Below are 23199 nucleotides of genomic sequence, written 5' to 3'. Positions count from 1 at the left end.
GTTGTGCGTAACTGGATTACGATAAAAACAACTTCCTTGCAGAGGATGGTCCATGAACCTCGAATACCTGTCGGGCTTCGGCAATGAATTCGCCAGCGAAGCCTTGCCCGGCGCCTTGCCGGTCGGCCAGAACTCCCCGCAAAAAGCGCCTTACGGGCTTTATACCGAACTGTTCTCCGGCACCGCCTTTACCATGCCGCGCAGCGAAGCCCGCCGGACCTGGCTGTATCGCATCCAGCCGTCGGCCAATCACCCGGCGTTCGTCAAGCTTGAGCGCCAGTTGGCCGGTGGCGCCTTGGGGGCCGTGACACCCAATCGCCTGCGCTGGAACCCTCTGGATATTCCCGACGAGCCGACAGATTTTATCGACGGCCTTGTGGGCATGGTTGCCAACGCCGCGTCGGAAGACCCCTCTGGCATCAGCATTTACACCTACCGCGCCAACCGTTCGATGCAGCGCGTGTTTTTCAATGCCGATGGCGAACTGCTGATCGTCTCCGAGCAAGGTCGCCTGCGCATTGCCACGGAGTTGGGCGTGCTGGACGTGGCGCCGCTGGAGATCGTCGTGTTGCCGCGAGGCCTCAAGTTTCGCGTCGAGCTGCTCGATGCCCAGGCGCGTGGTTACGTTGCCGAGAACCACGGCGCGCCATTGCGCCTGCCGGACCTGGGGCCCATCGGTAGCAACGGCCTGGCTAACCCGCGCGACTTTCTCACGCCGGTCGCCCGCTACGAAGACCTGAAACAACCTACGACGCTGGTGCAGAAATTCCTTGGCGAACTCTGGGCCTGTGAGCTGGACCATTCGCCGCTCAACGTCGTCGCCTGGCACGGTAACAATGTGCCGTACAAATACGACCTGCGCCGGTTCAACACGATTGGCACCGTCAGCTTCGATCACCCGGACCCGTCGATCTTCACCGTGTTGACCTCGCCCACCAGCGTGCACGGCTTGGCCAACCTGGACTTCGTGATCTTCCCGCCGCGCTGGATGGTGGCCGAGAACACCTTCCGCCCGCCGTGGTTCCACCGCAACCTGATGAACGAATACATGGGCCTGATCCAGGGCGCCTACGACGCCAAGGCCGAAGGCTTCCTGCCCGGCGGCGCGTCGCTGCACAGCTGCATGAGCGCCCACGGCCCGGACGGCGAAACCTGCACCAAAGCCATCAATGTCGAGCTGGCGCCGCACAAGATCGATAACACCATGGCCTTCATGTTCGAGACCAGCCAAGTGCTGCGTCCCACGCAGTTCGCCCTGGAATGCGCGCAGCTGCAAACCACTTATGACGCGTGCTGGGCCTCGCTGCCTGCCACCTTCAACCCGAACCGGAGATGATCGATGACGCAGCCAACCCTTACCCGCAGTTGGGTAGCCTCCGCCAATGGCCACTCGGATTTCCCCTTGCAGAACCTGCCGCTGGGGGTGTTCAGCATCAACGGTTCGGCACCGCGCAGTGGCGTGGCGATCGGCGATTGGATCCTCGACCTTCATGCGGCGATCGACGCGTTCGACGGTGACGCCCGTCGCGCCGTCGAAGCGACCGCCGGCGGCCAACTGAACCGCTTTTTCGAACTGGGCCGTGGTCCACGCGTGGCCTTGCGCGAGCGCCTGCTGGAACTGCTGGCCGAAGGCAGCACGTTGCAGACGCGTGAGGCGCAGGTGCTGCATCACGCCGCTGATTGCCAGATGCACCTGCCGGCCAGGATCAATGACTACACCGACTTCTACGTTGGTATCGAGCACGCGCAGAACGTCGGCAAACTGTTCCGCCCCGACAACCCTCTGCTGCCCAACTACAAGTACGTGCCGATTGGCTACCACGGCCGCGCTTCGACCATTCGCCCCTCGGGCACCGATGTGCGTCGTCCCAAAGGCCAGACCTTGCCCGCCGGCCAGTCCGAGCCGACGTTTGGCCCGTGCGCGCGCCTGGACTACGAACTGGAATTGGGTATCTGGATCGGCCAGGGCAATGAGATGGGCGATTCGATTGCCATCGGTGACGCGGCCGATCATATCGCCGGTTTTTGCCTGCTCAATGACTGGTCGGCGCGGGATATCCAGGCGTGGGAATACCAGCCGTTGGGGCCGTTCCTATCGAAAAGCTTCATCACCACCATTTCGCCCTGGGTCGTCACGGCTGAAGCCCTGGAGCCGTTTCGCAAGGCTCAACCGCCACGGCCAGACGGTGACCCGCAACCGCTGCCGTACCTGCTGGACCCACGTGACCAGGCCGCCGGCGCCCTGGATATCGAGCTGGAAGTGCTGCTGACCACCGCCGCGATGCGCGAACAGCACCTGCCGGCCCATCGCTTGGCCTTGAGCAACAGCCTGCACATGTACTGGACCGTCGCACAGCTGGTGGCGCACCACAGCGTCAACGGCTGCCAGTTGCAGGCCGGCGATCTGTTTGGCTCGGGCACCTTGTCCGGCCCGCAGGTGGGGCAGTTTGGCAGCCTGCTGGAAATGACCGAAGGCGGTAAAAAAGTCGTGGAGTTACCGTCCGGCGAAGTGCGCAAGTTCCTTGAGGATGGCGACGAAATCATCCTGCGCGCCCGCTGCAGCCGCGAGGGGTTTGCCTCCATCGGCTTTGGCGAATGCCGCGGCACCGTGGTCGCGGCGCGTTAAGAGGGCAGGGGATGGAACTCTATACCTACTACCGTTCCACCGCGTCGTACCGGGTGCGTATTGCCCTGGCGCTCAAGGGGCTGGATTTTACCGCCGTGCCGGTCAACCTGCTGGTGCCGGCGGGCGGTGCGAATCGCCAACCCGAGTACTTGGCGATCAACCCGCAGGGCCGTGTGCCGGCGTTGCGCACGGATGAAGGGGCGTTGTTGATTCAGTCGCTGGCGATCATCGAGTACCTGGAGGAGCGTTATCCACAGGTACCGCTGCTCTCCAAGGGCCTGGTGGCCCGCTCCCATGAACGGGCAATCGCGGCGCTCATCGCCTGTGATATTCATCCGCTGCACAACTCCAGTACCCAGAACCTGCTGCGCCATTGGGGGCACGATGAAGCGCAGGTGCTGGAATGGATCGGCCATTGGGTCAGCCAGGGGCTGGGCGCGGTGGAGCAGTTGATTGGCGATGAGGGCTTTTGCCTGGGCGACCGGCCGGGGCTGGCCGATGCGTTTCTTATACCCCAGCTGTACGCGGCGGAGCGTTTCAAGGTGCCGTTGGCGGCTTATCCAAGGATTGGCAGGGTGGCGACATTGGCGGCGCAACATCCGGCGTTCATTCAGGCGCACCCTGCGAACCAGCCTGACACCCCTGAGTGAAATTTTGTGTAGGCGCGAGCTTGCTCGCGAAGAACTTACAGGCTCTGCATTTTATCCAGGATGCACGCGTTATCGTTGACGTTTTTCGCGAGCAAGCTCGCTCCTACAAAAGCTTGTGCGCCACGGCCAGAGGAAAATATGTTCCTGGCGAGTTCAATGCACCACTGAATTGGGCGGCAAGTGCCCCAGGCGCTCCGTGAGGCGCAGACGCTGGATCGGGTCTTCGCTGAGCATCAGCGCGTGCTCCAAGTCGAAGCGCTCAGCGTTGGGGCAGTCCAGGCGCTGGTACAGGCTGGCCCGCGCCAGGTAATCGGCGGCGCTGGCGTTGCCCAGCTCCAGTACGCGTTCGGCATCGACCAGGGCCTGCAGCGGGGCGTCGTTGGCAAGGTGCAGTTGCCGCAGGTTGCGTGACAGCCGTTGCAGAATCGAACGCGGGTTGGCGGTAAGCAGGTGGTCGGCCTGTAGCTTGAGGTTGGGGCCGTACTGGCGCTGCAACAGGTCGCGGCAATCATTGGGGTACAGGCGCCGGCCGCCGCACGGGTCCAGCACGTGATCAGCGCCGGGTACCCGAAGCAGGAAATGGCCGGGGAAGTTCACGCCCACCATCGGGATATCGAGGCGTCGCGCCAGTTCCAAGGCAATCAGCCCCATGGCCAAGGGCTGTCCGCGTTTGCGCTGCAGCACTTTGTCCAGCAGGGCAGCGGCGGGGCGCAGAGGGGTGAATTCATCCTGGGCAAATCCCAGGTCATTCAGGCGCCGCAACAGCGGTTGGCCCAGTTCATGCGCCGGCAGCAAAGGCATGCCCAGGCTGACCTGCTGTTGCAGCGAGATCAGCTCCTGCAGCACCAGCAAAGGCTGCACCGTCGGGTCATGCTCGGCAGCGATCCACAATGCGGCTTCAAACACCGCAGGCGGGGAGCGTTCCAGGCAGGCGAAAAAAGCTTTGCGGGGATTCATTGCATTCTCCGGCGGATGCCCCCGTTTTAGCCTTGCCGGGAATTTTCGTCCAGTGGCTTGGAAAATAATCCTGCACGCTTATGTCAGAAGTCCCTCGAAAACCGGCTGCTTATTCCAGCGTGGTCCGGCAGTTTTTTGCCTTAAGCCTATACTTGGCCCACTACCAGAAGTGATTCGGGAGCTTGACGATGTTTGCTCTCATGCACAGCACCCGCCTTGAATCGCTGCACCTGAGTGTCGACCCGGCCACCGGGCTCAAAGCGGTCATCGCCATCCATAACAGCCGCCTGGGGCCTGCCCTCGGTGGCTGTCGTTATCTTGCCTACCCCGACGACGAAAGTGCCGTGGCCGACGCCGCGCGCCTGGCCCAGGGCATGAGCTACAAGGCTGCCCTGGCCGGTTTGCCCACCGGCGGCGGCACGGCTGTCATCATCCGCCCCGCGCATGTGGAAAACCGCGCCGCGCTGTTTGAAGCCTTCGGCCGCTGCATCGAGCAACTCGGCGGCCGCTACATCACCGCCACCGACAGCGGCACCTCGGTGGCCGACATGGACTGCATCGCCCAGCACACCCGCTACGTCACCAGCACCACCGCCGCCGGCGACCCCTCGTCCCACACCGCCATGGGCGTGTTCACCGGCATCCGCGCCACCGCCATGGCCCGCCTGGGCAGCGACAACCTCGAGGGCCTGCGCGTCGCCATCCAGGGCCTGGGCAATGTCGGCTACGCCTTGGCCGAACAGCTGCACGCCGCCGGTGCCGAACTGCTGGTGAGCGACATCGACCACGGCAAGGTGCAACTGGCCATGGAGCAACTGGGCGCGCACCCCATCGCCAACGATGCCTTGCTCAGCACGCCCTGCGACATCCTCGCACCCTGCGGCCTCGGCGCCGTGCTCAACCGCCAGAGCGTTGGCCAACTGCGTTGCGCCGCCGTGGCCGGGTCCGCCAGTGCGCAACTGACCAACCTGCCGGTCGCCGACCAACTGGAAGGGCGTGGCATCCTCTACGCGCCCGACTACGTGATCAACTCCGGCGGCTTGATTTACGTCGCCCTCAAGCACAGCGGGGCCGAACTGCCGACCATCACCGCGCACTTGTCCAATATCGGCACGCGCCTCACCGAAATCTTCGCCCACGCCCAGGCCGAAAAACGCTCACCCGCACGGGTGGCCGATGAACTGGCCGAGCGCCTGCTGTACCGATAGCCAGGTATTAAAAAGGCCCTGAATCATGGATTCAGGGCCTGTTCAATTCGGGCTTTTATTCCGCTGGTGCGTTGAGCAACTCGGACAGCGCGTCCGGCTGGCTCTTGAACGCCTTGGCAAATACATCGCGATTCTTCGCCATGTAGATCCCGGCTTCTTCCACCTGCTGCTCGCTCAGGGACGGCACGGCTTTTTGCAACACCTCTGCCAGCAACTCAGCGAGTTCAAGCATCTTGTCATGACGGTCAGCTTCGGCTTTATCCATGAACAAACGCTCCAGATCTCGGCTGCTGCGGTATACCACTTCGACGGCCATTCACCACCTCACATGCCTTCACGATAGTTGTCTATTGCGACTACTGTATTTATATACAGCTAAAAGGGTAAGCCAAACCAGAGCGTTTGGGTAGCAGTTTTTTAATGTAGTCGGGAAATGGGGGTTTGCTACAAGGGAAATATCTGACGACATATTGAGGTTGCCGCGTAATCCTACAGTGGCTTACCTTTTCCGGGCCTTGCAAACGCAAGGCCGAGCGTTTGTGGGAGCGGTCAAAAAATAATCATGATGGCTTCGATTTTTCCTGTTACTCACTTCATCGCTCAAAGCACGACAGCGAAAACCTCAGCGACTAGACTCCTTCTTCATCGACAACGGAGGCTTTTATGGACACTTCCTTTTTCTCTGGTATCCAAGCAGATATTGACGAGCAGGCTGACAGCTACGACCGCTGGTTTCGCGCCAGGGTGCAAGCTGCTCTTGATGACACAAGTCCCCGCATTCCTCACGACGAGGTAATGGCCGAGATGCAAGCTCTGATCGAGTCCAAGCTCAAGAAAGGCGATGCTGATTGAGTGGGTGCCCGCAGCGCGGGTGGAGCTTCGGCAAATTATTGAATACCTCAGTCATCGCAACCCTGTAGCCGCTCTCGAGTTAAAGCGATCAATCGAAGCCTCGGTGCTGGCTCTCTCCCGTAGACCCCATCTTTACCGTCCAGGCAGAATCATCGGTACGCGAGAGATGGTGGTACATCCGAATTATCTGGTCGTATACAAGGTCACAGACAATATTTGGATTCTCTCGGTTTTACACGCCCGCCAGCAATATCCTTGAAGATCGGTTTTTCCAATAAGCAGCGTACCTACTCTGCTCATACTCATACGTGTCTCATGTCACCCCGCCACCATCTCATACCCGCCCCTGGCCTTTTTTCTGCATGCAGAACAACCGTCACGTCCAACCCGCATTATCCGGTCGAACCGACCTAAGGAAGCATCATCGTGAAAATCAACTGGGCCGACAGGCTGCGCCAGCAAGTACATGCCCTGGCCGAGTCCCTGGGCAATCTGTTTGTCGAGTCGTTCCACTACCTGGCGCTGTTCGCCATCGGTGCGGTGACGGCCTGGGCGGCGGTGATGGAGTTTTTGGGGATGCTCGAAAACGGGCATATCAAGATCGACGACATCTTGCTGCTGTTCATCTACCTGGAATTGGGCGCCATGGTCGGGATCTATTTCAAGACCAACCACATGCCCGTGCGGTTCCTGATCTACGTGGCAATCACCGCACTGACGCGCTTGCTGATCTCCAACGTGTCCCACCACAACCCGCCAGACGTGGGAATCATCTACCTGTGCGGTGGGATTCTGCTGCTGGCATTTGCAATTCTGGTGGTGCGCTACGCATCGTCGGCCTTCCCGTCGGTCAAGGTCGAAGGCCCGCGTCGCAAAGGCGAGGCGAGCCAGGAAACCGAGAAGGGCGAGCTTTAAAGCCCGACGCTGAACGGCAGGGCGCGGGTGGAGGGTTGCGGTGGCACTGTGTGATCCCCATCCGTCATCACCGTCAGGAGTTCCATGGCGCTGTGGCCCTGTTCGATAGCGATGCCAAACTGGATACTCTGCACCAGGCGTTTGAGCCGTTTGGGATCGTTGCGCTGTTCGGCGCTGATCATGCGTTTGGCCACCACGCCTTGATCGTTGGAGAGGGTCAGCATGATGCTGCCGTCCAGCCGCTGGATGCTGAGGTTGACACGGTATTGCGGGGTGAATGTGTCGGTGATGATCTGAAAAGGATTGTCCATGGTGCGTTACCGCCTGATAAGAACATGCAGTCATTGACGACCGGTGTCGGGATTAGTTCGCATTGCCTGACCACCGGCCACTTCGTCGCTGAGGGTTCACAAAGTCCGTTTGCCCCATGGCTGTACAGCAAAGGGCGTGCCGTACAACGAGCTATCTGCCAGCGGAATGCCAATGTGGGAGCGGGCTTGCTCGCGAATGCTGTGTGCCGGTCAATAAATACTTGGCTGACACACCGTATTCGCGAGCAAGCCCGCTCCCACATTTGGTCCGTGTTGTCTTCAGGTGGATGTTCTATTTCAGGGCAGTGCACAGAAAACGATCGCAGACAGCGCAAACCGGATGGCAGCCGTCAACAAGAGGGGAATCGCGAGGATTTTCGGGGGTAAGAAGATGTAACTAACTCCCCACCCTAACAGCGTTTACGCTTGTCGTCAGGCTTAATTTGTAATGTAGGATTTATCTTTGAAAAGGGGTTGAATTGTTTCAGCAGGTGCTCAATTGTGTAATCAAGAGGTCATGGTTTCACCACCCCGGTGTAGCAGTTGTGACCTCTGGCGAGCTAGCTGAAATAAGGGAAGAACTATGCAAATCCAAGTCAATAGCGATAACCATATTGAAAGCAGCATCCGACTGGAGGAGTGGGTACGTACTACCATTGAAAGCACGCTCGAACGTTACGAAGAAGACCTGACCCGAGTGGAGGTCTACCTGCGGGATGAGAACGGCGACAAGCCAGGTCCCCACGATTTAAGTTGCCGCCTGGAAGCGCGCCCAAAAGGCCATCAAGCGCTGTCGGTCCTGCACAAGGCCGATACCCTGGAACAGGCGATCGACGGTGCGGCCACCAAGCTGGAGCACGCGTTGGAGCATCTATTTGGCAAACTGCAAGGCAAGCCCCGCGCTGCCGGGAAAAGCCAGCCAACCACCAAAGTCAACGAAGATGAGCTTGAGCAGGAGTTTCTGGAAAAAGAACGTGCCGTGTTCAACGGCTGACCGTTTCTTCACGCTTGACTAAAAAACGGGCCTGCATTTTCAGGCCCGTTTTCGTTTCAGGTGGTTTTAGAACGCGATGGAAGTCTGCACATAGACCGTGCGCGGCTCGCCCACGTATTTACCCTTGTTGTTATCGTCGAACGAACGGGTGAAGTACTGGGTGTTGAAGATGTTTTTCACCCCGACCGCCACATTCAAATCCGACAACTGCGGGCCGAAGTCATACGCCGCGCGGCTGCTGAACAGCATGTAGCCAGGGATGCGTCCGTTGGCACCGTCGGCAGTTTCCCTCTGGGTGTTGGCGTTGTCGGCGAACTGGCTGCTCTGGTAACTGCTGTCCAGGTTGAGCTTCCAGCGGCCTTCGGTATAACCCACGCCCAGGGTGCCTTTGTGTTTGGACGAGAAGGGCACGCGGTTGCCTTTGTTCGGGCCGTCTTCGCGGATGGTGGCGTCAACATAGGCGTAAGTGGCGTACACATCAAAGCCGGCCAGCGCGGGGCTTAAGCCATCGAGTGCATAGTTGACGCTGGTCTCGATCCCCTGATGGCGCGTTTCGCCGCGGGCAATCACCGAATCGTTGGTCTGGTTGCTTTCGTACTGGTTGTCGAAGTTGATCAGGAATGCGCCGATTTCCGCGCGCAGGGTGCCGTCGTCGTAGCGGGTACCCAGTTCCCAGGTGCGGGCCTTTTCCGGTTTCACTTCGCCGCTGGTCACGCGGTTCGGCATCTGGCTGTACTGCACGCTGCCGAACGAGCCTTCGGTGTTGGCGTAGAGGTTCCAGCTGTCGGTGAGGTGGTAGAGCACGTTCAGCGCCGGCAACGCGGTGTTGTAGTCGCCCTTGTATTTGACGTTAGTCAGGTTGTTGGTCTGTTGCGACTCGATCATCTCGTAGCGAATGCCCGGCGTGATGGTCCACTTGCCGATATCTATCCGGTCGTCGATGAAGAACGCATTGGCTTCGGTGCCGCCACGGGTGTCGCGGTCGTTGCGGCTGTCGGTGCTGGGGATCTGCTGGTTGACGGCAATCGGCGTGCGGTAGCGCAGTTCGTGGCCCGCCTCGTTGATGTAGCGGTAGCCGACGCCCACTTCGTGGCTGGTCGGGCCCAGGTCGAAGCCTTGGGCGAAGCGGGTCTCTATGCCGCGAACCCAATATTCACGCGGGGACAGCGACAGGAAAGTGCCCTGGTCCAGATAACCGCTGCGCAACGTCTTGGTGAAGAAGCTGTTGATGGTGAATTCGCGACGGTCCTGCTCATAGCGATAGCCGACGTTGAACATCGTGCGGCGGCCCCAGAACTTGTCGTAGGCGCGGGTGGACTGATACGGGTCGGCCTTGTAGTCCGCAACGTTCAAGCCGCCGGGCATATCGGCCTGGCCTTCGTAGTACTGCGCCATGGCGTTGAAGCTGTTGGCGTCGTCGAGTTGGTATTTGCCCTTCAGGATCAGGTCGTCGATACGCGTGCCGCTGTTTTCGCGCCAGTCGCCGCCACGGGTGCCGGAGTACAGCAGCGCACCGCCCAGGCCATTGTCGGCGGTGCCACCCGCGAGCAGGTTGCCGGTGGTCTTGAAGCCATCATGGCTGGAGGAAGGGCTGGTCTCGGTTTGCAGGCCGCCTTTGACGGTGGGCGCGTCCGGAATGGCGCGGGTCACGAAGTTGACCACGCCGCCGACGTTCTGTGGGCCGTAGCGCACGGCGCCGCCGCCACGTACGACGTCGACGGCGTCCATGTTGCCCATGCTGATGGGGGCGAATGAAAGCTGCGGCTGGCCATACGGTGCGAAAGGCACCGGGATGCCGTCCATCAGTACCGTGGAGCGCGACGCCAGGCGCGGGTTGAGGCCGCGAATGCCGAAGTTCAGCGCCATGTCGTGGCTGCCGGTGCCGTTGTTATCCGGGGCGTTGACGCCGGGGATGCGGTTGAGCACATCCTTGGCCTGGGTGGCGCCCTGGCGCTCGAACTCTTCGCGGCGGATCACATCGCGCGCACCGGGGTGTTCGAACACATTGGTTTGCGCCGCGTCGCCGAGCCAGTCGCCGACCACGCTGGAGGTGCCCAACTCGATACTGGCCGGTGCCGTGGCCGGTTGCAGGCTGTAGGCATTGTCACCCTCGGCGCGGGCCTGCAGGCCGGTGCCTTCCAGCAGTTTCTGCAGGCCATCCGCCGCGCTGTAATTGCCGGACAACCCACGGCTCTGCATGCCCGCCGTGATCTCGGAACCGAACGAAATCAATACGCCGGCTTCACGCCCGAATTGATTCAGCGCGGCTTCAAGCGAGCTCGGGGCGATGTGATACGGCTTGGCGTCGGCCGCCATCACTGGGGGCAGCACGGTAAGACTGAGGCTGGCGCCGAGCAGGAGTTGGCGCACGGTGCGGGCTAGAAGCGTCGGTTGCTGGGGCATGAAGAGCGGTCCTGAGAAGGAAAGATCAAGGTGGCTTGCCTTCTCTGTCACGCGAGGTGTGGAAAACGGCTCACAAGTTTCGAAAAAAATTCAGGCGCGTGCCTGGACCGTCACCCAGTAGCGGGTAAAGCGTCGCACCTTGACCGGCAAGCTCACTTCCAGCAGCTCGAGAATGCGCTCGCTGTCGTCCAGCGGGTAGCTGCCGGATATCAGTAGGTCGGCCACCTGTGGATCACAATTGAGCTGGCCGCGGCGGTAGCGGCCGAGTTCGCCGAGGAAATCTTCCAGGCGCATGTGGGCGGCAACCAGCATGCCGTCGGCCCAGGCGCCACTGTTGGTGTCGGTGGGACGCGGGGTGTCCCAGCCTTTGCGGGTGACGTTGACCTGGTGCGAGGCCAGGACTGTCAGCGGCAGGCCGCTGTAGGTGTTGGGCATCACGTCGACGCGCCCGCCTAACACCGCCAATTGCGTGTGATCGCTGAACTGCCGCACGTTCAAGCGCGCCGCCTGGCTGGTGAGCAGGCCCTGGCCGGTCAGCACCTGCAGCGTTGCGTTGCCGGCGGCGCCGGTCAACAGGATCTCACCCTCAAGCAGGCGAACCAGGCGCTGCTGGCCGTCGAAATGCACATCCACCGCAGTGCCGGTGTTGAGCTGCAACTGGCTGCCGTCGGCCAGTTGCACCTTGCGTCGCTGGCCGACCGGGCTGCGGTAATCGGCGCTCAGTGGTGGCAGTAGATGTTGCTGGCGCAGGCTCCAGGCGGCGGCCGAGCCGGCACCCAGGATCAACAGCAGTTTCAGGGCCTTGCGCCGGCTGGTGGACGTCGGCGCGTTCAGTGCCGCGTGCGCCAGCGGGGAGGGCATGCCGCGCAGGCGCTGGTTGACGCGCTGCATGTGGTCCCAGGCGCGCTGGTGATCGCTATGGGCGTTCAACCAATGCTGCCAGGCCGCCTGCTGGCGCGGGTTGAGGGCGCCTTGCTGCATTTCCAGCAGCCAGTGCACGGCTTGTTCGGCGACTTGAGTAGAAAAATTCATAGGGCGAAGTAGCAGCGCATGGCCGCTTTGTTCAAGTGGCGTTTGACGGTGGCGACGGAAATGCCCAGTTCAGCGCCAATTTGCGCGTAGGTCAGGCCATCGAGTTGAGCCAGCAGGAAGGCGCGCTTGACCTGGGTCGGCAAGCCATCGAGCAGTTGATCCAGCTCGAGCAAGGTTTGCAGGATGATTGCGCGTTCTTCTTCCGACGGCGCCACGTGTTCGGGCATTTGCGCCAATGCATCGAGGTAGGCGCGCTCCAGGTCCTGGCGGCGATAGAAGTTGAACAGCACGCGCTTGGCGACGGTGGTAAGGAACGCGCGGGGCTCGATCAACGTCGGCGTTTCCCGAGCGGTGAGCACGCGGATGAAGGTGTCCTGCGCCAGGTCGGCGGCACTCTCCGGGCAGCCGAGCTTGCGTCGCAACCAGCCGGTGAGCCAGTGGTGGTGGTCGTTGTACAGAACTTCGACGGTGTTGGACGGGCTCAACTGGAACGCTCCGCTGGCATCGGCATGCTTTAGAGAACAAGAATTGTTCTCATTGTAGGGGGCGCGAGGGGCTTCGGCAATCCTGCATCTCATTATGTGGCGCAGGCGATTCATCCGTTCTGTTTTGCTTATGAGAATATTTATCATTAATATTGTGGGCTGATGAACCTGGCGCCTCCCGCATGAAAAGCAAAACCTTGCCTGTCTCCTATCGCCTCGCCGTTACCTCGCGCGTGCTGGCTGCCGTCATCGGTGGTTATCTGATGGCTTCCCTGGCCAGCATCTGCCTGGCGCTGTGGATGCCCACTTCCCGCGCCGACGCCGTGATCACCGGCATGATGAGTTCATTCGTGTTCTATCTGTTGGCCGTGCTCTGGTGTTTCGCCTGCCGCAGCGCCGTGCGCGCCTGGTTCGGCGTGATACTACCGAGCGCGGCATTTGCCACGCTGGCGGGGCTGGGTTTTTGGATGGCCCGCACATGAAAGAGGGCTTTCGTCAGGCCATGGCCTGGTTGCATACCTGGGCCGGGTTGATTTTCGGCTGGCTGCTGTTCGCGATTTTCCTGACGGGCACCCTGGCGTATTTCAAGGATGAAATCAGCCACTGGATGCAGCCGGAAGTGCAGGCCCATCCCCTGGACGATGCGCGCAGTCTGAGCGTCGCCCAAACCTATTTGCAGCAGGTGGCGCCCACGGCCGCGCGCTGGTTTATCACCCTGCCGGACAGCCGCGACCCCGGCCTGTCGGTGATGTGGCAAGACAAGGTCGACCCCGGCAAACGCGGCAATTTCGTGCGCAAAACCCTCGACCCGGTTACCGGCCAGGCTGTGGAGGCCCGTGAAAGCATGGGCGGCGAATTTTTCTACCGTTTTCACTTCCAGTTGCAAATGCCGCACCCCTGGGGCCGCTGGCTGTCGACCATCGCCGCGATGGTGATGTTTGTCGCGCTGATCAGCGGGATCATCACCCACAAGAAAATCTTCAAGGACTTCTTCACCTTCCGTCCGCGCAAAGGCCAGCGGTCGTGGCTCGACGGGCATAACGCGGTGGGCGTGCTGGTGTTGCCGTTTCACTTGATGATCACCTACAGCAGCCTGGTGATTTTCATGAGCATGGTGATGCCGGCGCCGATCCTGGCTTCCTATGGCAACGATACCCGCGCCTTCTTCAGCGAGGTGTTCCCGGCCACCGACAATGCGCCGGCGCTCGGGCAGCCTGGGCAGTTGAAGCCGCTGGTGCCAATGTACGAACAGGCGCGCGCGCAGTGGGCGGGTGGACACGTGGGGCGCCTGGCGGTGAATAACCCAGGCGATATGAACGCCTCGGTCAATGTGTTCCGCGCCGGTTCCGACAGCCTGGTGCACGACTTCGGCACTACGGTGTCCTTCAACGGCAACACGGGTGAACTGCTGCGAGTCAGTGGCGAGCCGTCGCTGCCTGCGGTGATCGGCGGCAGTTTCTACGGCCTGCATATGGGGCATTTTGCCGGTCCGGTATTGCGCTGGTTGTACTTTATCTGCGGCCTGGCGGGCACGGCGATGATCGGCACCGGGTTGGTGATCTGGCTCGGCAAACGCCAGCTCAAGCACGTCAAAGCGGCGGCAATGCCATTTGAGTTGCGGCTGGTGGAAGTGCTGAATATCGCCAGTATGTCCGGACTGATGATCGCCATTGCGGCGTTTTTCTGGGCCAACCGTTTGTTGCCGGTGAGCTTCGCAGAACGGTCTGGCTGGGAAGTGCAAAGCTTTTTTATCGCCTGGGGCCTGAGCCTGTTGCACGCCATGTTGCGTCGCGGCCGCCAGGGGTGGGTCGAGCAACTGAGCATCGGCGCGCTGCTGTTTATGGCCATCCCGCTGCTCAATGCGCTGACCACCTCGCATCACTTGGGCGTTTCACTGGTGACCGGCGACTGGGCCATGGCCGGCTTCGACCTGACCTGTCTGGCCAGCGGCGTGTTCCTCGCCTGGGCCGCCTGGAAGATGCAGCATCGCACCGCGCCGCACGCCAAGGCTGAGCGCGCGCGGCCGTTGGCGCTCAAGCAGGGGGTGAACTGAATGTTCCTCGCATTGCTGATGTGTTACGCCGGCTTCGTGGCACTGTGCCTGTCTACCGACCGTCACCATGGCGAACTGCTGCACAGCAAACCGTCGCCGTGTCGGCGCCTGGGCTTGCGTGTGCTGGGAGGGTTGCTGCTGACCGTGGCGATCTGGCCGGCAGTCGCTGTCGCCGGTTGGGGCCAGGGCTTGGTGCAGTGGTGCGCCGTATTGATGCTCAGCGCGTTGCTGCTGGTGCTGCTGCTGCCGTATCGGCCAAGGCTCGCATTGATTCTGGCGGGCGTCGGCCTGCTGGCCAGTCCCGTTGCGGCCTTCGCTACCCTCTGAGCCACCGATGATGATCAGCACCCCACCCGATTCCCAGGACAGCCAGCACGCTGAGGCGGCAGGTGGGCGTGCGCATTTCCTGCAGGTGTTCCTGTCCCAGCGTTCGCAGATGGAAGCCCTGGTTAATCGCCGCGTGGGTTGCCGCGCCACGGCGGCCGACCTGGTGCAGGACCTGTTCCTGCGCTTCTGGCGCCGGCCGTTGGTGCAGGTCGAGGAACTGAGCACCTACCTGTTGCGTTGCGCCGGCAATATCGCCATCGACCACCTGCGCAGCGAAGGCGCACGCGTACGTCGCAGCGAAGGCTGGCTGCCCGAACAGCACGGCAATCAGGGCTGCGAACCCCAGGCGGCGCTGGAAGCCGGCAATGATCTGCGCCACGTCGAGGCCGCGTTGCGCAGCTTGCCGGAACGCACGCGGCAGATCTTCCTGCTCAACCGTATCCATGGCCGCAAGTACGCAGAGATCGCCAAGGCCATGGGCCTGTCCCAAAGCGCGGTGGAAAAACATATGATGCGCGCGCTCCAAGCCTGCAAAGCCAGCCTTCGCGAGCCATCAAACCCACGTACGCCAGGGAATGCACCGTGAACGTCACCCCCACGCCCGACCAGGAACACGCCGCACTGGCCTGGCTGAGCCGGTTGCACGACCAACCCAGCAGCGCCGACCAAGCCACTTTCAGCCGCTGGCTGCGGGCGGACCCTGCGCATGTCGAGGCTTATTCGCGGGCCCAGGTGCTGTGGGAGCTGAGCGAGGTCCCGGCGCGAACATTGGCGGACGAGGAGGCGCTGGCGCTGCAGGGCTACCTCAAGGCGATGAACACATCGAAGCGCTCACGGACGCTGCGTTGGTCCGGCGCATTGGCGATGGCGGCCTGCCTGATGCTGATGATCACCACGGGCGCCGGCTGGCAGCCGTCACGTTGGGTCGATGATTTCGGCGCCGATTACGTGACGGCGCCGGGGGAGGTCAAGACCGTCACACTGGCCGACAACTCCCGGGTCACCCTCGATGCCGACAGCGCCATTGCCGTCAACTTCAGCCAGGGTGAGCGGCATATCCAACTGCGCCGTGGCGCCGGTTTTTTCAGCGTGGCCCACACCGGTGAGCCCTTCGTCGTGGAGGCCGGCAGCGGTGAAGCGCGGGTGTTGGGGACGCAATTCGAAGTGCGCCTGCAACCGGCGGGGGCTCAGGTAACGGTGCTCTCCGGGCGGGTTGGCGTGGCGCCATCCAGGCAGCGCCTGCAGCAGATTCTTACAGCAGGACAGCAAGTGGCTTACGCCGACGGCGTCGCCGACCCGCTGCACGCGGTCGACAGCGAAGCCAGCCTGGCCTGGCGCGATGGCTGGCTCAACTACTACAAGGCGCCCCTGGCCGATGTGCTCAAGGACCTAGAGCGTTATTACCCGGGTCGCATCCTGTTGCTCAACGGCGAGTTGGGCGCCCGGCGCGTCAGCGGCAGCTTCCCGAGCAAGGACCCGCAGGCGGTGCTCAATGCCTTGCAGGCTGTGCTGGGGTTCGAGCAGCACAGCGTACTGGGCCGGATGATTGTGCTGCGCTGATTACTCCAGCGCGGCCATGATCTTCTCGGGGCTGTAGTCGCGGATCAAAGTGCCGTTGACCGCCACGAATGGAATCCCGCCACCGCCCAACGCCTCATACGCCTTGCGCGCCTGGGCATCCTTCTCGATATCGAACGCTTGGTAGGGGATGCCCTTCTGGTCCAGGAAGCGGCGGATCTGCTTGCAGTAGCCGCACCACTCGGTGGCATACAGCGTCACTCGCGCTGAAGCGCGGATCTGCTGCGAAACCACCTGCGACGGGTTGAACACCCGCTCGATCTTGCCCCAGTTTTGGATCACCGCCACGACCAGCAACACCAGCAGGACTTTCTTGAAGACCCCGCCCAGCATCAGTTACGACGCTTGAGCTGGTCGGTCAGTTGAGTTGGCAGGCCCTTGATGATCAAGGTGCCGGCAGCTTCGTCGTACTCGATCTTGTCGCCCAACAGATGCGCTTCAAAGCTGATGGACAAGCCCTCGGCGCGGCCGGTGAAGCGGCGGAACTGGTTGAGGGTGCGTTTATCCGCCGGGATTTCCGGTGACAAGCCGTAATCCTTGTTGCGGATATGGTCGTAAAACGCCTTCGGCCGATCTTCATCGATCAAACCCGACAGTTCTTCCAGGCCCATGGGCTCGCCGAGCTTGGCCTGGCTGCTGGCGTAGTCCACCAGGGTCTTGGTTTTCTCGCGGGCGGATTCATCCGGCAGGTCTTCGCTCTCGACGAAGTCACTGAAGGCCTTGAGCAGAGTGCGGGTCTCGCCCGGGCCGTCGACGCCTTCCTGGCAGCCGATGAAGTCGCGGAAGTATTCCGAGACTTTCTTGCCATTCTTGCCTTTGATAAATGAGATGTACTGCTTGGACTGCTTGTTGTTCTGCCACTCGGAGACGTTGATGCGCGCCGCCAGGTGCAACTGGCCCAGGTCCAGGTGGCGCGACGGGGTCACGTCCAGCTCGTCGTTCACCGCCACGCCTTCGCTGTGGTGCAGCAGGGCAATAGCCAGGTAATCGGTCATGCCTTGCTGATAGTGGGCAAACAGTACGTGGCCGCCGACGGAGAGGTTGGATTCTTCCATCAGCTTCTGCAGGTGTTCCACTGCCGTGCGGCTGAAGGTGGTGAAATCCTGCCCGCCGTCGAAATACTCCTTCAACCAGCCGCTGAACGGGTGTGCGCCGGACTCGGCATGGAAGAAACCCCAGGCCTTGCCTTGTTTGGCGTTATAGCTCTCGTTGAGGTCGGCAAGCATGTTCTCGATGGCGGCCGACTCGGCAAGCTCGGAGTCGCGGGCGTGGAGAATTGCGGGTGTGCCGTCGGGTTTTTTGTCGATCAGGTGGACAATGCAGTGACGGATCGGCATAGGCTTCTCGGCTGGTTGAAGGGGAGCGGTGGGCCTCCCCAAAAAGTCGCCCAGTGTACCGCACCCATTGGCCGAGACACGCCTGGAAGGCGGTTTTGGGTACCGTCCGACGTGCGATATGCCTTTTTTTCACGGTTTAGAGCGATAAAGCTGACCAAATGGGTAGGTAGAAGCGGATATTTCCCCGTCTCTGTGCTAGTTTTGCCCCGTCTTACGCCAAGTCTCGGCGATAAGCGTGCATTCAGCATCTGTCAGGTCGAACCAATCCCCGTTTCAAGCATCTATAACCCCGATCTCCGTGGTTATAGCCGGGGGTGCCAGGCCTTGACGGCCGGGCTCGATGGCTGACACTGCACTCTGCAATCCATATGAATTTGATAGGGAAGGAACACCACAATGGCTATTACTAAAGACCAACTGATCGCTGACCTGGCTGAAGCAGTAGACGCACCGAAAACCACCGTGCGCGCTCTGCTGGACCAACTGAGCCAAGTTGTTGCTGATCAGCTGGAAAACGGCGGCGAAATCACTTTGCCTGGCGTTGGCAAACTGAAAGTGACCGAGCGTCCTGCCCGTACTGGCCGTAACCCTTCGACTGGCGCTGCCATCGAAATCGCTGCCAAGAAAGTTATCAAGCTGGTTGTGGCCAAAGGCCTGACCGACGCTGTTAACAAGTAAGACGCAGCAAAAAAAACCGTGCTCCGGAGCGATCCGGGCACGGTTTTTTGTTGCCTGCGGTTTTACGTCTTACCGTAGGAGCGAGCTTGCTCGCGAAGAACGTTAACGATAACGCGGTCATCCTGGACCATTATTGTAGAGTCGGCAGGTGCCAGTGCGTTTTATGTAAGTGACACCGATACCTCCGTGGGTTATGCGAGTCCACTCGATATTGGCGTTGCTGGTAGCGCTCTTAGAGAAGGTAAAAAACTCGGTATTTATAATCGGGGTTCAAAGGCGATAGTGGTGGGTACCAATAATACCAATCTGACTTCTCCGCTGACTATTCCAGCCAATCACAGCGTTGTGTTTGTTGTAACGTCGAAGGTCTGGGTCCCTACAGGTGTAAAAGCCGATGAAGCGCCTGGCACGCCGGGGACCGGTCAGGTGAATGTTCCACCTGTGTCTAATTAGTTGCTGCAAAAAGCAGATTGAAGTCGACGAAAAAATCACTTTGCCAAGCGTTGGTATACTGAAAATGATTGACGACGCTATCAATAAGTAAGACGCAGTAAAAAAAACCGTGCTTCGGAGCAATCCGGGCACGGTTTTTTGTTGCATGCGATTTAGTCAGTCGCGTACCCAGCGTTGGCGCCAGATCTGCTGTTCATTCTTGGTTTGAAAGGTCCAGGCTACAAAGCGGCTTTGTTTCTGCCCTTGGGACATTTCCACCACTTGGCTTTCCAGCACGCCGGCTTTTTTCAAGGCGGTCTCGATTGCTGGCAAGTTCGACGCTTTTGACACCAAGGTGCTGAACCACAATACCTTATGAGCAAAATTCGCGCTCTCGGCGATCAACTGTGTCACAAAGCGCGCTTCACCACCTGGGCACCACAACTCGGCCGATTGGCCACCAAAGTTCAGCACCGGCAACTTGCGCTTGGGATCAGCCTTGCCCAACGCACGCCACTTGCGCTCACTGCCCTTGGTGGCTTCGTCCATGGACGCGTGGAACGGTGGGTTGCACATGGTCAGGTCAAAGCGTTCGCCCGGTTCCAGCAGGCCCAGCAGGATGTGCTTGGGATTGCTTTGCAGGCGCAGTTGGATGACTTTGCTCAGGTCGTTGGACTGCACGATGGCCTTGGCGGCGGCCACGGCGGTGGGGTCGACCTCCGAGCCGAGGAAGTTCCAGCGGTACTCCATGTAGCCAATCAGCGGGTAGACGCAGTTGGCGCCCATGCCGATGTCCAGCACCTTGACGATCGAGCCGCGCGGGATCTTGCCTTCGTTGGTGCTGGCCAGCAGGTCGGCGAGGAAGTGCACATAGTCGGCACGCCCTGGCACCGGCGGGCACAGGTAATCGGCCGGGATGTCCCAATGCTGGATGCCATAGAACGACTTGAGCAACGCCCGGTTGAACACCCGCACCGCATCGGGGCTGGCGAAGTCGATGCTTTCCTTGCCGTAGGGGTTGATGATCACGAATTGCGCCAGTTCCGGCGTGGTCTTGATCAGCGCCGGGAAGTCGTAACGGCCTGTGTGGCGGTTGCGCGGGTGCAGAGTGGCCTCTTTGCGCGGTGCGACGGGTTTGGCCGTGGCTGCGGTCTTAGGCTTCTTGCGCGGAGGTTTTGGCGTAGTGGGGGCGGTCATGTTGATTCTGGTGTTGGCTCAAAGTGGTGGGCATTGTCACACATTCTGAGCCCAACTCACTCAACTGTGGGAGCTGGCTTGCCTGCGATGGCATCACCTCGGTTTGGTAGTTACGCTTCAGTCGCCTGTATTGCATGCAAGCCAGCTCCCACATTGATTGGGTTTCAAGGCGAAAAAAAGAGACCCGAAGGTCTCTTTTTCTACACGGCTTACACCTTACAGGCTGGAAATCCGCGCATGTTGCTCCGCCAGCTTGCCCAGGGCCTGTTCAGCCTCGGCCAGTTTGGCGCGTTCCTTGTCGATGACTTCAGCCGGTGCCTTGTCGACGAATGCTGCATTGGACAATTTACCACCCACCCGCTGCACTTCACCCTGCAAGCGTGCGATCTCCTTGTCGAGGCGGGCCAGTTCCGCGCCCTTGTCGATCAGGCCGGCCATCGGCACCAGCACTTCCATCTCGCCAACCAGTGCGGTCGCGGACAGCGGTGCTTCGGCATCAGCCGCCAACACGGTGATCGACTCCAGCTTCGCCAGCTTCTTGAGCAACGCATCGTTCTCGTTGAGGCGACGCTGATCTTCGGCGCTGGCATTTTTCACGAACACCGCCAATGGCTTGCCCGGCCCGATGTTCATCTCGGCGCGGATGTTGCGCGTGCCGAGCATCAGGGTCTTGAGCCATTCGATATCGCTTTCGGCGGCCTCGTCGATGCGTGCTTCATTGGCCACCGGCCAAGGTTGCAGCATGATGGTCTTGCCTTTGATACCGGCCAGCGGCGCCAGGCGCTGCCAGATTTCTTCGGTGATGAACGGCATGAACGGGTGCGCCAGGCGCAGCGCCACTTCGAGCACGCGCACCAGGGTGCGACGGGTGCCGCGCTGGCGTTCGACCGGCGCGTTTTCGTCCCACAGCACCGGCTTGGACAGTTCCAGGTACCAGTCGCAATACTGGTTCCAGATGAACTCGTACAAAGCCTGTGCGGCCAGGTCGAAACGGAACTGGTCGAGTTGGCGGGTCACTTCGGCTTCGGTGCGCTGCAGCTGCGAGATGATCCAGCGGTCGGCCAGGCTCAGTTCGAAGGCTTCGCCGTTCTGGCCGCAGTCCTCGCCCTTGTCCAGCACGTAGCGCGCGGCGTTCCAGATCTTGTTGCAGAAGTTGCGATAGCCTTCGACGCGGCCCATGTCGAACTTGATGTCGCGGCCGGTGGAGGCCAGCGAGCAGAAGGTGAAGCGCAGGGCGTCGGTGCCGTAGCTGGCGATACCGTCGGCGAACTCGTCGCGGGTCTGCTTCTCGATCTTTTTCGCCATTTTCGGCTGCATCATGCCCGAGGTGCGCTTTTGTACCAGCGCTTCGAGTTCGATGCCGTCGATGATGTCCAGTGGGTCCAGGACGTTGCCTTTGGACTTGGACATCTTCTGGCCCTGCCCATCACGCACCAAGCCGTGAACGTAGACGGTCTTGAATGGCACCTGCGGCGTACCGTCGTCGTTTTTCACCAGGTGCATGGTCAGCATGATCATCCGGGCAACCCAGAAGAAAATGATGTCGAATCCGGTGACCAATACGTCGGTCGGGTGGAATTTTTCGAGGAACGCGGTTTTTTCCGGCCAGCCCAGGGTAGAGAAGGTCCACAGCCCGGCGCTGAACCAGGTGTCCAGCACATCGTTGTCCTGGTTCAGGACCAAGTCGGCCGGCAGGTTGTGCTTGGCACGTACTTCAGCTTCGTCGCGGCCGACATACACCTTACCCGACTCGTCGTACCAGGCCGGGATACGGTGGCCCCACCACAGCTGACGACTGATGCACCAATCCTGGATATCGCGCATCCATGAGAAGTACATGTTTTCGTACTGCTTGGGCACAAACGCGATGCGGCCATCTTCGACGGCGGCAATCGCAGGCTCAGCCAAAGGCTTGGTGGACACGTACCACTGGTCGGTCAGCCACGGTTCGATCACGGTGCCGGAACGGTCGCCCTTCGGCACTTTCAGGCCGTGGTCGTCGACGCTGACCAGCAAGCCGGCGGCGTCGAAGGCGGCAACGATTTGCTTGCGCGCTTCAAAACGGTCAAGGCCTGCGTATTCGGCCGGAATCTTGCCGTCGACACTGTCGTTTAGAGTACCGTCCAGATTGAACACCTGGCAGGCCGGCAATACGGCGGCGTTTTTGTCGAAGATGTTCAGCAAGGGCAGGTTATGACGCTTGCCGACTTCATAGTCGTTGAAGTCGTGGGCCGGGGTGATTTTCACGCAGCCGGTGCCGAATGCCGGGTCGCAGTAGTCGTCCGCGATGATCGGGATGCGGCGGCCAACCAGCGGCAGCTCGACGAACTTGCCGATCAGCGCCTGGTAGCGCTCGTCGTTCGGGTTAACCGCGACGGCGGCGTCGCCGAGCATGGTTTCCGGGCGGGTGGTGGCGACGATCAGGTAGTCATTGCCTTCAGCAGTCTTGACGCCGTCGGCCAGCGGGTACTTCAGGTTCCACAGGAAGCCTTTCTCGTCGTGGTTTTCCACTTCAAGGTCGGAAATCGCCGTGTGCAACTTGGTGTCCCAGTTGACCAGGCGCTTGCCGCGGTAGATCAAGCCGTCTTCATGCAGGCGCACGAAGGCTTCTTTCACGGCTTCCGACAGGCCGTCGTCCATGGTGAAGCGTTCGCGACTCCAGTCGACGGACGAGCCCAGGCGACGGATCTGACGGCTGATATTGCCGCCGGACTGGTCTTTCCATTCCCAGATTTTCTCCAGGAATTTCTCGCGGCCCAGGTCATGACGGTTCTGGCCAGTGGCTTCGAGTTGGCGCTCCACCAGCATCTGCGTGGCGATACCGGCGTGGTCGGTGCCCGGCTGCCACAGGGTGTCTCGACCCTGCATGCGGCGGAAACGGATCAACGCATCCATGATCGCATTGTTGAAGCCATGGCCCATGTGCAGGCTGCCGGTGACGTTCGGCGGCGGGATCATGATGGTGTAGGCATCGCCCGCGCCTTGCGGGGCGAAATAATTCTCGGATTCCCAGGTGTTGTACCAGGAAGTTTCGATAGCGTGCGGCTGGTAGGTCTTATCCATGCGCGGCGGGACCCTAGTTGGCATTTATTCAGGAAAGCCGGCAAGTATAACGGGGGATGGGGCGCAGGGCGAGGCGAAGACAGGCTTGGGGTGTACGCTGA

The 23199-nt window shown here is 60.8% G+C and carries 24 protein-coding genes; 14 read left to right on the top strand and 10 right to left on the bottom strand.

All coding sequences use genetic code 11. From position 1 onward, the window contains the following. The first annotated feature begins 52 nt into the window (after positions 1 to 52). Genes hmgA through maiA form a run of 3 tightly spaced genes read left to right on the top strand, consistent with a single transcriptional unit; the run spans position 53 to position 3276 of the window. The gene (gene hmgA, locus ACLH0H_RS03890) at positions 53 to 1336 is read left to right on the top strand and encodes a homogentisate 1,2-dioxygenase (RefSeq protein WP_411381054.1); all 1284 of its coding nucleotides are present in this window, start codon (positions 53 to 55) and stop codon (positions 1334 to 1336) included. A 3-nt stretch (positions 1337 to 1339) separates the two neighbouring features. Then, a complete protein-coding gene (gene fahA / locus ACLH0H_RS03885; protein WP_411381053.1) occupies positions 1340 to 2626 on the top strand; it encodes a fumarylacetoacetase in 1287 nt (428 codons plus the stop codon). Positions 2627 to 2637: 11 nt separating this feature from the next. After that, positions 2638 to 3276, top strand: coding sequence for a maleylacetoacetate isomerase (gene maiA / locus ACLH0H_RS03880; RefSeq protein ID WP_411381052.1), 639 nt, complete (start codon positions 2638 to 2640; stop codon positions 3274 to 3276). A 153-nt stretch (positions 3277 to 3429) separates the two neighbouring features. On the opposite strand, the gene ACLH0H_RS03875 is transcribed toward maiA, so the two are convergent. Next, positions 3430 to 4233, bottom strand: coding sequence for a SirB1 family protein (locus ACLH0H_RS03875; protein ID WP_411381051.1), 804 nt, complete (start codon positions 4231 to 4233; stop codon positions 3430 to 3432). Between the two features lie 188 nt (positions 4234 to 4421). Between ACLH0H_RS03875 and ACLH0H_RS03870 the strand changes: the two genes are divergently transcribed. After that, on the top strand, positions 4422 to 5441 hold the full coding sequence (locus tag ACLH0H_RS03870; RefSeq protein ID WP_411381050.1) for a Leu/Phe/Val dehydrogenase: 1020 nt from the start codon (positions 4422 to 4424) through the stop codon (positions 5439 to 5441). A 55-nt stretch (positions 5442 to 5496) separates the two neighbouring features. Here the strand turns inward: ACLH0H_RS03870 and ACLH0H_RS03865 are convergent, their stop codons facing one another. Further along, positions 5497 to 5757: a YebG family protein gene (locus ACLH0H_RS03865; protein WP_012722374.1), complete on the bottom strand. Its 261-nt coding sequence runs from the start codon at positions 5755 to 5757 to the stop codon at positions 5497 to 5499. A 347-nt stretch (positions 5758 to 6104) separates the two neighbouring features. Between ACLH0H_RS03865 and ACLH0H_RS03860 the strand changes: the two genes are divergently transcribed. The 3 genes from ACLH0H_RS03860 to ACLH0H_RS03850 all read left to right on the top strand — a co-directional run bounded on the left by ACLH0H_RS03860 (position 6105) and on the right by ACLH0H_RS03850 (position 7208). Then, the gene (locus tag ACLH0H_RS03860) at positions 6105 to 6293 is read left to right on the top strand and encodes an antitoxin (protein WP_411381049.1); all 189 of its coding nucleotides are present in this window, start codon (positions 6105 to 6107) and stop codon (positions 6291 to 6293) included. Beyond that, a complete protein-coding gene (locus ACLH0H_RS03855; RefSeq protein WP_411381048.1) occupies positions 6283 to 6552 on the top strand; it encodes a type II toxin-antitoxin system RelE/ParE family toxin in 270 nt (89 codons plus the stop codon). Before ACLH0H_RS03860 ends, ACLH0H_RS03855 begins: the two co-directional genes overlap by 11 nt. A 167-nt stretch (positions 6553 to 6719) precedes the next feature. Continuing rightward, positions 6720 to 7208, top strand: coding sequence for a phosphate-starvation-inducible protein PsiE (locus ACLH0H_RS03850; protein WP_411381047.1), 489 nt, complete (start codon positions 6720 to 6722; stop codon positions 7206 to 7208). Here the strand turns inward: ACLH0H_RS03850 and ACLH0H_RS03845 are convergent. Continuing rightward, positions 7205 to 7519, bottom strand: a complete 315-nt coding sequence (locus ACLH0H_RS03845) for a DUF3509 domain-containing protein (RefSeq protein WP_411381046.1) — start codon at positions 7517 to 7519, stop codon at positions 7205 to 7207. The genes ACLH0H_RS03850 and ACLH0H_RS03845 overlap by 4 nt on opposite strands. A 583-nt stretch (positions 7520 to 8102) precedes the next feature. On the opposite strand from ACLH0H_RS03845, the gene ACLH0H_RS03840 reads away from it, so the two are divergent. Next, positions 8103 to 8513 carry an HPF/RaiA family ribosome-associated protein gene (locus ACLH0H_RS03840; protein ID WP_076951308.1) on the top strand — a complete coding sequence of 137 codons (411 nt, stop codon included), beginning with the start codon at positions 8103 to 8105 and terminating at the stop codon, positions 8511 to 8513. Between the two features lie 66 nt (positions 8514 to 8579). Here ACLH0H_RS03840 and fecA read toward each other — a convergent pair whose 3' ends face one another. The 3 genes from fecA to ACLH0H_RS03825 all read right to left on the bottom strand — a co-directional run bounded on the left by fecA (position 8580) and on the right by ACLH0H_RS03825 (position 12433). Further along, positions 8580 to 10916, bottom strand: coding sequence for a TonB-dependent Fe(3+) dicitrate receptor FecA (fecA, locus tag ACLH0H_RS03835; protein WP_411381045.1), 2337 nt, complete (start codon positions 10914 to 10916; stop codon positions 8580 to 8582). Between the two features lie 90 nt (positions 10917 to 11006). Then, complete coding sequence (locus ACLH0H_RS03830; RefSeq protein WP_411381044.1) at positions 11007 to 11948, bottom strand: FecR domain-containing protein; 942 nt, start codon at positions 11946 to 11948, stop codon at positions 11007 to 11009. Beyond that, complete coding sequence (locus ACLH0H_RS03825) at positions 11945 to 12433, bottom strand: sigma-70 family RNA polymerase sigma factor (protein WP_411381043.1); 489 nt, start codon at positions 12431 to 12433, stop codon at positions 11945 to 11947. The genes ACLH0H_RS03830 and ACLH0H_RS03825 overlap by 4 nt, the downstream gene beginning before the upstream one ends. 182 nt (positions 12434 to 12615) lie before the next feature. On the opposite strand from ACLH0H_RS03825, the gene ACLH0H_RS03820 reads away from it, so the two are divergent. From ACLH0H_RS03820 to ACLH0H_RS03800, 5 genes are read left to right on the top strand one after another with little or no spacing between them, the layout of a single operon-like run. Beyond that, complete coding sequence (locus ACLH0H_RS03820; RefSeq protein ID WP_411381042.1) at positions 12616 to 12915, top strand: DUF3649 domain-containing protein; 300 nt, start codon at positions 12616 to 12618, stop codon at positions 12913 to 12915. Next, positions 12912 to 14486 (top strand): PepSY-associated TM helix domain-containing protein, encoded by a 1575-nt coding sequence (locus ACLH0H_RS03815; protein ID WP_411381041.1) that lies wholly within the window; start codon positions 12912 to 12914, stop codon positions 14484 to 14486. The genes ACLH0H_RS03820 and ACLH0H_RS03815 overlap by 4 nt, the downstream gene beginning before the upstream one ends. Beyond that, the gene (locus ACLH0H_RS03810) at positions 14487 to 14813 is read left to right on the top strand and encodes a DUF3325 domain-containing protein (RefSeq protein WP_411381040.1); all 327 of its coding nucleotides are present in this window, start codon (positions 14487 to 14489) and stop codon (positions 14811 to 14813) included. 7 nt (positions 14814 to 14820) lie between these two features. Then, positions 14821 to 15399: an RNA polymerase sigma factor gene (locus ACLH0H_RS03805; protein ID WP_411381039.1), complete on the top strand. Its 579-nt coding sequence runs from the start codon at positions 14821 to 14823 to the stop codon at positions 15397 to 15399. Beyond that, a complete protein-coding gene (locus tag ACLH0H_RS03800; protein ID WP_411381038.1) occupies positions 15396 to 16373 on the top strand; it encodes a FecR family protein in 978 nt (325 codons plus the stop codon). The genes ACLH0H_RS03805 and ACLH0H_RS03800 overlap by 4 nt, the downstream gene beginning before the upstream one ends. Here ACLH0H_RS03800 and ACLH0H_RS03795 read toward each other — a convergent pair whose 3' ends face one another. Further along, positions 16374 to 16724, bottom strand: coding sequence for a glutaredoxin family protein (locus tag ACLH0H_RS03795; protein ID WP_411381037.1), 351 nt, complete (start codon positions 16722 to 16724; stop codon positions 16374 to 16376). Further along, positions 16724 to 17728, bottom strand: a complete 1005-nt coding sequence (yejK, locus tag ACLH0H_RS03790) for a nucleoid-associated protein YejK (RefSeq protein ID WP_411381036.1) — start codon at positions 17726 to 17728, stop codon at positions 16724 to 16726. The genes ACLH0H_RS03795 and yejK overlap by 1 nt, the downstream gene beginning before the upstream one ends. A gap of 396 nt (positions 17729 to 18124) precedes the next feature. On the opposite strand from yejK, the gene ACLH0H_RS03785 reads away from it, so the two are divergent. After that, positions 18125 to 18406 carry an HU family DNA-binding protein gene (locus tag ACLH0H_RS03785; protein ID WP_003188840.1) on the top strand — a complete coding sequence of 94 codons (282 nt, stop codon included), beginning with the start codon at positions 18125 to 18127 and terminating at the stop codon, positions 18404 to 18406. A gap of 609 nt (positions 18407 to 19015) precedes the next feature. Here ACLH0H_RS03785 and rlmF read toward each other — a convergent pair. Next, positions 19016 to 20035: a 23S rRNA (adenine(1618)-N(6))-methyltransferase RlmF gene (gene rlmF, locus ACLH0H_RS03780; protein WP_411381035.1), complete on the bottom strand. Its 1020-nt coding sequence runs from the start codon at positions 20033 to 20035 to the stop codon at positions 19016 to 19018. Positions 20036 to 20251: 216 nt separating this feature from the next. After that, positions 20252 to 23098, bottom strand: a complete 2847-nt coding sequence (locus ACLH0H_RS03775; protein ID WP_411381034.1) for a valine--tRNA ligase — start codon at positions 23096 to 23098, stop codon at positions 20252 to 20254. Between the last annotated feature and the right edge of the window lie 101 nt (positions 23099 to 23199).

This window comes from Pseudomonas sp. MPB26, assembly GCF_046605355.1.
Lineage (GTDB): Bacteria > Pseudomonadota > Gammaproteobacteria > Pseudomonadales > Pseudomonadaceae > Aquipseudomonas > Aquipseudomonas cedrina.
The sequence above is the reverse complement of the archived record's forward strand: the minus strand, read 5'-3'. Positions and strand labels throughout refer to the sequence as shown.